The 7,811-nt window shown below is 35.6% G+C and carries 6 protein-coding genes; 2 read left to right on the plus strand and 4 right to left on the minus strand.

The window, feature by feature from the left end; translation table 11 throughout:
• Nucleotides 1–773: 773 nt before the first annotated feature.
• On the plus strand, nucleotides 774–2,201 hold the full coding sequence (locus QZ265_RS08535) for an aldehyde dehydrogenase family protein (protein ID WP_296405306.1): 1,428 nt from the start codon (nucleotides 774–776) through the stop codon (nucleotides 2,199–2,201).
• A gap of 157 nt (nucleotides 2,202–2,358) precedes the next feature.
• Here the strand turns inward: QZ265_RS08535 and QZ265_RS08540 are convergent, their stop codons facing one another.
• Both QZ265_RS08540 and QZ265_RS08545 read right to left on the minus strand, forming a co-directional pair.
• Nucleotides 2,359–2,865 (minus strand): Rrf2 family transcriptional regulator, encoded by a 507-nt coding sequence (locus QZ265_RS08540; RefSeq protein ID WP_296405308.1) that lies wholly within the window; start codon nucleotides 2,863–2,865, stop codon nucleotides 2,359–2,361.
• A gap of 411 nt (nucleotides 2,866–3,276) precedes the next feature.
• Nucleotides 3,277–4,515 carry an NnrS family protein gene (locus QZ265_RS08545; RefSeq protein WP_296405310.1) on the minus strand — a complete coding sequence of 413 codons (1,239 nt, stop codon included), beginning with the start codon at nucleotides 4,513–4,515 and terminating at the stop codon, nucleotides 3,277–3,279.
• Between the two features lie 401 nt (nucleotides 4,516–4,916).
• On the opposite strand from QZ265_RS08545, the gene QZ265_RS08550 reads away from it, so the two are divergent.
• On the plus strand, nucleotides 4,917–5,690 hold the full coding sequence (locus QZ265_RS08550) for a HesA/MoeB/ThiF family protein (RefSeq protein WP_296405315.1): 774 nt from the start codon (nucleotides 4,917–4,919) through the stop codon (nucleotides 5,688–5,690).
• A gap of 22 nt (nucleotides 5,691–5,712) precedes the next feature.
• Here QZ265_RS08550 and QZ265_RS08555 read toward each other — a convergent pair whose 3' ends face one another.
• Nucleotides 5,713–7,011, minus strand: coding sequence for an AarF/ABC1/UbiB kinase family protein (locus tag QZ265_RS08555; RefSeq protein WP_296405311.1), 1,299 nt, complete (start codon nucleotides 7,009–7,011; stop codon nucleotides 5,713–5,715).
• A gap of 222 nt (nucleotides 7,012–7,233) precedes the next feature.
• Nucleotides 7,234–7,746: a type II 3-dehydroquinate dehydratase gene (gene aroQ / locus QZ265_RS08560; protein ID WP_296405313.1), complete on the minus strand. Its 513-nt coding sequence runs from the start codon at nucleotides 7,744–7,746 to the stop codon at nucleotides 7,234–7,236.
• Nucleotides 7,747–7,811 lie beyond the last annotated feature (65 nt).

The raw sequence follows: 7,811 nt of genomic DNA on the forward strand, positions 1-7,811 counted from the left end.
AACTCAGTCCTTGGGATTAAACTAAATTGTCCAAAATTTGGGGTTCAGTTCAAAATGAACGGGGTTTTTTTATGCTCCTAAATGTTATCAGCATCATCAAACATACAATCAATATGAATCATTAGAGCTATGAAAATAAAACTGTAGAAAAATAATTGACAAATTAACTACTCAATTAAAAGCTTAACAGGATTAAGGATTTCAAAAGCTATAACACAGCATTTAATGTCAAATCTGACAGTTTAATAGCAGACAACGATGATCATATTTCGGCGATCACAAATAACTTGGTATCGCTAATTATTATTTAATATCTCATATACCTATAGGTAAACATATAGTCATTGCTAAGGTATATTCAGGCTTAGCTAGAAAATTTCTTTTACAGCTTAAAAACATTAAAGTCTTTCTCTCAATTTTCAACTTTAAATTTACATTTTATATATTTTTAAAATTTATAGAGCTTAGTGATAGGTTGCTTTTCAACAAAGATTTCTGCATTATCGGTATGAACCAACATCTATTACAAATTAAACTACAAAAAATAATAGTTCAAATAGCATGCTTTGTTTATGCTAATTATGAAACTTCTAAATTTATTTTAAACAGATATTCTAAATAATTATGGATAAAGTCATATAATTAGTAATTGTTTCATCAAAAAATTAGTAATGCTCAATAGAAATAAATCCAAAGTATTTTAATTATCAAAATCTAGAATCTATATACTTAACTGTATACTACTAAATATAATCAAATAGATAAGGTGATTTATGCAAAATTTTTATCCTTTGTACTTAGCTAATAAGGCTCATGAAGGCGCTGAAGAGGCACTCGAAGTAACTAATAAATACAGTCAAGAAACCGTAGCTGAAGTAGCTAAAGCTGACAGTGAAATTTTACAACAAGCCATTGAGCTTGGTTTGGCAGCTGTACCTGCTATGCAAGCCTTGAAGCCTTATCAAAAGCAACGCATTTTACTGGATTGTGTAGCAAAATTTAATGAAAGATTTGAAGAATTTACAGAAGCATTAATAGCTGAAGGTGGTAAGCCAGAAGCAGCTGCTCGAGCAGAAGTAAAACGTCTTATTGCCACCTTTCAGTTTGCAGCGGATGCTGTTACTACCATGCCAGAAGGTGAAGTTATTCCTTTAGATGTTACTGAGGTAAGTGCTAGTTATCGTGGCTTTAGTAAAAGAGTCCCTATTGGACTGTGTGCATTTATTTCACCTTTTAATTTCCCGCTGAATCTAGTTGCTCATAAAATTGCCCCTGCTATTGCTACAGGTTGCCCGTTTGTATTGAAACCTGCCAGTTATACGCCTATTGGTGCCTTATTGATTGCAGAGGTATTGTCACAAACAGATTTACCTGAAGGTGCTTTTTCTATCTTACCTATGTCATCTAAAGTGGCCGATGTTTTAGTTACCGATGATCGTATTAAGCTATTGTCATTTACAGGTTCTGATAAGGTAGGTTGGGACATGAAGGCGCGTGCAGGTAAAAAGAAAGTTGTTTTGGAGCTTGGCGGAAATGCGGCGGTGATGATTGAGCCAGATGCGGATTTGGACAAAGCCTTACCTAGAATTATTACTGGTGGTTATAGCCAAGCTGGACAGGTGTGTATCAGTGTACAACGTGTTTTAATCCATAAAGATATTTATCAAATAGTAAAAGATAAGTTAGTAACTTTGGCAAAAGCGGTTAAGTCTGGAGATCCTAGCGATTCTGAGGTCGTTATTGGACCCATGATTGATAAAAAAGAGCTTCAACGTATTGATCAATGGATTAAAGAAGCAGTTGCAGAAGGTGCAACTTTATTATGTGGCGGTGAGATAGATGGCCTAGTGTTGAATGCCACTATTCTTGAAAATGTTAATCATGAGTCAAAGCTTTATAAAGATGAGGCTTTTGGGCCCGTCATGATTTTGGAAGCTTACGAAGATTTCGATCAAGGTATCAAGCTTGTTAATGACAGTCGCTTTGGTTTACAAGTAGGGGTTTACAGCTCTAGCATTCATAAAGCGATGCAAGCTTGGGATACTATAGAAGCAGGGGGCGTAATTATCAATGATGTGCCTACCTTCCGTGTTGATAACATGCCTTATGGCGGTGTCAAAGACTCAGGCTTTGGACGTGAAGGAATCAAATACGCCATGGAGGACATGACTGAACTTCGTTTGATGGTGGTGAGAGACTAATTCCTAGTCCTATATCTATTTATAAAACAGTCCTATAATTTATAGGGCTGTTTTTTTTTAAATAAATTTTATGCAAGCATTAGAGGCGTATCTATACATTTAATTTATATATTATCAAGAAATTAACTAGCCTTTATTAAAAATTAATACACATCAGCTAGCCATTATGAATCTTTAAAACTTGCCAGAGTTCATCATCATTATCTACGATATCTGCTAGAGTATAATTATCCATAATTTGTAAAAAAGCTTGAGTGGCTTCAGCAAAGACATTTTTTAACTTACAGACTGGCGTAATTACACATCTCGAAGCAGAATCAGTCATAGCCTCGACGGTATTTAACTCTGTGTTAGATTGTTTAATATCTAAAGCAGCATGCGCAAAGCATGGCACTAGATAAAAGTCTGGTTCAGTTTGGCGTAGAACATCGCCTAATACGATATCTTCTGCCCGTTTTGCCAAACGGATACCGCCATTTTTACCACGTATACTTTCAATATAGCCAATTTGTGCCAGTTGATGGATAACCTTGGTTAAGTGACTTCTAGAAATTTGATAACTATTGGCAATATCTGTAATCGTACCTAATGTATGACGATCAGGCATAACCGCCAAATACATTAATGTGCGTAGTGCATAATCGCTATAATTAGTAAGACGCATATATTTTAACCATGACATGAAACTGTGACTATAAAGTATGAACTGCTTAGTATACCGTTAAGTTCATTTGAACTTTAGGTTTATTGGGCTGAGTACTAGTTATCGCTGTTATAATTATCTATTAATAAGCCTGTTTATGATTATAGTCTAATAAATAAAGCTTTAAAAATAGAACCATATAACTATAGTTTTATAATTTAAGTCTAATTATATAAGTCTAACTATTTAAGTATAAATTAAATGCAGACGGACAAAAAACTTTGACCTGAATATCATAGCTAAACTTTAAGGACAGTAAGTTTATTGGTTGCTGGCACCTCATTTGAAACTGGATTAATTAGTAAATATCATTAAATCTGTAAACTTAATCAGCCTTCATAAAAATTATGTTTTAGTAATAGGTCTTGATAATTAACCAAACAAACCATCTTTTCTTTTTGACGATAAGATTGCTAAATAACTTATGCAAAATAAAGTGAAACAAGCTATCCACGATACTTGACCCAATACTACCCATACTAAGTAATAATCGTTGGTAATGAGTGGCATTATTACCCTAAATATAAAAGCAAATCCCATTAAAGTAAAAATAAAAGCTATTGTTTTCGGTGGAGAATGAATGTTGCGTCCGGTATGTCCCAAAGAGACACGTGCCATCATTGCCACAGTCATCATTCCCACACCTGATATAGCCAAAGCATGTACGGCAAGACTATGATTGAATGCCAACCAAGGCTGTAGCGCAAATAATATAAAACTAAAGCACATACCTAAAAATGCGATGAATAATGACCATAATAGAGGTTTTTCCCATAATTTTTTATGATACCACCCTAATAATCTTACTATATTCACAAGAGCCACTATCCCAGCGCTGATACTGATTAGATAAGGATTGGGATAAAATATATCGGCAATCACAAATATTAAAAATGAGCCAAGGCTAATGCCATCTATAATCTTACTGTTTTTTACATGCACTTCATGCTCACCAGCGACGCTTAAACCACGCTCAATAAAAAAGGGTACCACACGGCGACCGATGGTAAGCACAATACCCATTACTAGATATAAGCCTAAATAGACGCCAATACGAACATAATTATGCTCTTCGTTAAAAATGCCCCAGTAACACAGTCCGTTTCCAATAGTAAGAAGCATTAATTTAGAGACAATACCCAGCTGCTTATACTGTTTGACCGCTATTACTGCTTTGATAATGGCCCATGCAGTCATAACCATGAATAGAAAATCAAAAACTATGGCGACTATTAACCAGGTTAGGCTAGATCCAAAGCCTAAGCCTAAACCTAAACCTATCCATGCTAATCTTGCCAACATCCAACTACCAAAAATAACGCCTAGATGATACCCATAAGGCATCATTATTCCCGTCCAAGTTTTTACTGCGGTTAATAGGAAGCCTGCGATAATCGCCATGGCATAACCATAAAGCATTTCATGAGCATGCCAATAAATGGGATCTATTTTTTCAGCATCTATGTTTGTCATACCTAATAAAATAAATCCCCATAACAGCATAACTATGATGGCAAAAATGGCACCACCACTAAAAAATATTCGAAAGCTAAGATTCAAAATAGGATGAGGTGAATATGGACTTTGACTTTGGGGTTTAATTTGAATCATCTAGCACCTCTATTTAATAAAAACACTAACATATAACGCTAACTTGGGATCATAATTTGGCGACATTCTTTAACATTCATTTTAAATGAATGTTTAATTATATCTTCTATCCATGTTATTAGATAGATATAAATTATTTATATGCCAGAAAATATGAATTTAATAAGCTGCTATAAGTTTCATTATTAAAATCTTAAAGGTTCTAGTTTTATAGTTTAAAAAAGTATTTAATAATAAGTATTCAGACGATATGGGATCTTTAAATCAGCAACTAAGCTGCTAAATTATCTATATGATTTGTTATGATAGATCATAAGAACCAGTCATGAACATTGAATATTCTTAAGGGAGCATTTGTGTTAGAACAAATTAACAAAAATAGCCTAAGCGATGACGAATTAATGCGTTATTCGCGTCAAATACTATTAGAAAATTGGGATATTACTGCTCAAGAGAGGTTAAAAGCCAGTACAGTGGTTATATTAGGTGCAGGAGGCTTAGGATGCCCAGTATCTGAAACGCTTGTCCGTGCAGGCATTGGTAACCTATATATAATAGATGATGATGTCATTGAAATGAGTAATTTACAGCGTCAAACTTTATTTACTGTCGAAGATATAGGGCAAGGAAAGGCTGAAACCGCTTATAAAGCTTTATCAAAAATAAACGAATATGTGAATGTGAGTTACTCTGACCAGCGTCTAAATGATGATACTACTGATTCGCTAATAAAGATAAAGCAGGATAAAGCAAGCGATGCGCCATTTTTACTACTTGATTGTAGTGATAATTTTGCAGCTCGAGAGTTGTTAAATCAAGTCAGTGTTAACGAGTCAATACCATTACTGTCAGCCTCAGCATTAGGTTACTCGGGACAGCTGGCTCTATATGAACCTTATAAACAAACAGGTTGCTATCATTGCGTTTTCGGAGAAGTGCTAAAAAAAGAACCTACTGAGACAAATGAACCAATGACCCAGACTTGCACTAATTCTGGCGTATTGGCAAGTACTACGACTATTATGGGCAATCTGCAAGCCAATGCTGCATTACAGTATCTAGGTCGAGGCATTAATCCGTTATTTAGCCAGCTACTTATATGGGATGGCAGTAGTATGACGCAACATAAAATGCGTTATCGGCAAGATAAGCAATGTCAGGTTTGTGCTGATTAGAAATTACAAAAATTTTAAACTGTTAAAAGTCAATATACTGTCTTATAAGTAGGCTTAGGTCAATCTCTACCCCTAAGTTCACTAAGTTCCAATACTGCCCAGACACTGTACGATCAACCATCATGGTAGAAGCAGATGGTTGAAACTGCTTAAAATATTTCAACCCTTGTTTGGCTTGGTCAATAACATCATGATGAACGTTACTATTGCCAAAATCAAAGGGTCCATTATGGTAGGGCGCAATAGATAGTGGCTTAAGACCGACGGACAACCATTGTTGATAAAAAGCACCTGGAACCAGTACCTCATCTTCCCGGCGTATACCTAATACTTTCAAATCTTGTTCTAAGGCAGTGACATCGCCCCTTAACGCATGCTTGGCAAAACGTTTAAATAATTGGACTTCTGAATCACTATAGGTACGAATGCCACCGAAGTCATAGGCGATGACGCTTCCATCCTCACGAAAAGCAAAGTTACCTGGATGAGGATCACAATGTAAACGATACAACTCAAACAATTGACCGGCACTAAAATGGAATAGTCGAGTAGCAATTTTTTGCTTTATTTGATTGTCCCATGTTGCAGCTACACTAAGCGATTCACCAAGTTCTTCAGTTAGAGTTAAAATGCGTTTGGTACAGTGACTTTTGATAACTTTGGGAATGATTAACCCAGGGTCATCAGCATGAAAGGCACCAAATATGGCTAAGTTATGGGCTTCTTTAACATAGTCCAGCTCGTCTTTTAAACTGTCGCGTATTTCGGCGAATATTTGATCTTGTAAGTCTCGGCCCATACTTAACACGCCGGTCATTTTGAGTGCCATTCGAACTTGTTTTAAATCGCTATCACAGTTCTTATCCACATCAGGATATTGGACTTTAACCACTACAGCTTGACCGCTAGGTAATACTGCTTTATGTACTTGACCTATAGAAGCAGCTGCAAAGGGTTGTTCTTCAAACTTAATATAAGCTTGTTCGATAGGCATGCCAAGCTCACGTTCAACTTGGGATTTAATTAAAGAGTAGGGCATTGGTGGGGCACTGTTTTGCAGTTTTTCTAAAGCAGCAGCCACTTCTGGTGGGAACACATCTTTATACTGTGAAGCAATTTGTCCCACCTTCATTACGGCTCCTTTCATTTCACCCAAGGTTTCAGCAATTTGAAGACCCACATCTTGTAGCATTTGAGATCGAGCTGCAGCCCGCTTATTCTCATCACTTGAAAGGTTTTTAAATGAATTTTTAGCCGCTTTACCCGCAATACTAGCGGTCATGCCGGCGAGCTTCATAAAGCGTTTGCTAGAGGATGCCATAAAAAGATGCCTTAACCCTTAATCGGGGTATTGAAAGGGAGACAAATGTTTGAAAAATGTCAAAAAAAGATAAAGTAGTATAGGGTAAACTTTTGATCATAGCGTTATTATAACGTTGATAATTTATTACGCGTAAAACTTAGGTTTATTAAATGTCATCATTTAAGAAATTAAACTAACAGTTTAATCACAGCACACTCTATAAACAAAGCTTGTATCAAATTAAGCACTATAATAATGACTTATAAAATAATCTAATGCCATATCATAGCCTAAATGCCCAAGCCCACAGATGATCCCTTTTGCCTTATCACTAAAATAAGAATGAGTTCTAAAGGGTTCACGACTGTGTATATTAGACAAATGAACTTCGATAAAAGGTTTATTGGTAGCTGATAAAGCATCTCTAAGGGCAACTGAGGTATGAGTAAATGCCGCTGGATTAATTATAACCGCATCAACTGTATCGTCGCTATCTGCCAATAATCCATGATACTGAATTGCATCAATCAATTCACCTTCATGATTTGATTGAATGCTAATAATCTCAATATTATGCTGCTTCGCCGTTGAAATTAAGCGCTCTTCAATATCTTGTAAAGTTGTATGGCCATAGATTTCAGGCTCACGAACGCCTAATAAGTTTAAATTTGGGCCATTCATCAATAATATTCTGCGATGTAATGGACTTGATAAGACAGATTCTGTAGAAGATTTAGTAGAGCGCTTGATCATAATAAACTCGTTAAATGATAGGCATTATAAAATGTATTTATATGAAACCTTTGCACGAACACTCA

The sequence above is a fragment of the Psychrobacter sp. genome (genome assembly GCF_018260395.1).
Taxonomy (GTDB): domain Bacteria; phylum Pseudomonadota; class Gammaproteobacteria; order Pseudomonadales; family Moraxellaceae; genus Psychrobacter.

What these genes read in the sequence shown, in the direction of transcription:
- QZ265_RS08550 (WP_296405315.1), top strand. Translation starts at nt 4,917, where the DNA reads ATGCGTTATTCGCGTCAAATACTATTAGAAAATTGGGATATTACTGCT.
- aroQ (WP_296405313.1), bottom strand. Translation starts at nt 7,746, where the DNA reads ATGATCAAGCGCTCTACTAAATCTTCTACAGAATCTGTCTTATCAAGT.
- QZ265_RS08545 (WP_296405310.1), bottom strand. Translation starts at nt 4,515, where the DNA reads ATGATTCAAATTAAACCCCAAAGTCAAAGTCCATATTCACCTCATCCT.
- QZ265_RS08540 (WP_296405308.1), bottom strand. Translation starts at nt 2,865, where the DNA reads ATGCGTCTTACTAATTATAGCGATTATGCACTACGCACATTAATGTAT.
- QZ265_RS08555 (WP_296405311.1), bottom strand. Translation starts at nt 7,011, where the DNA reads ATGGCATCCTCTAGCAAACGCTTTATGAAGCTCGCCGGCATGACCGCT.
- QZ265_RS08535 (WP_296405306.1), top strand. Translation starts at nt 774, where the DNA reads ATGCAAAATTTTTATCCTTTGTACTTAGCTAATAAGGCTCATGAAGGC.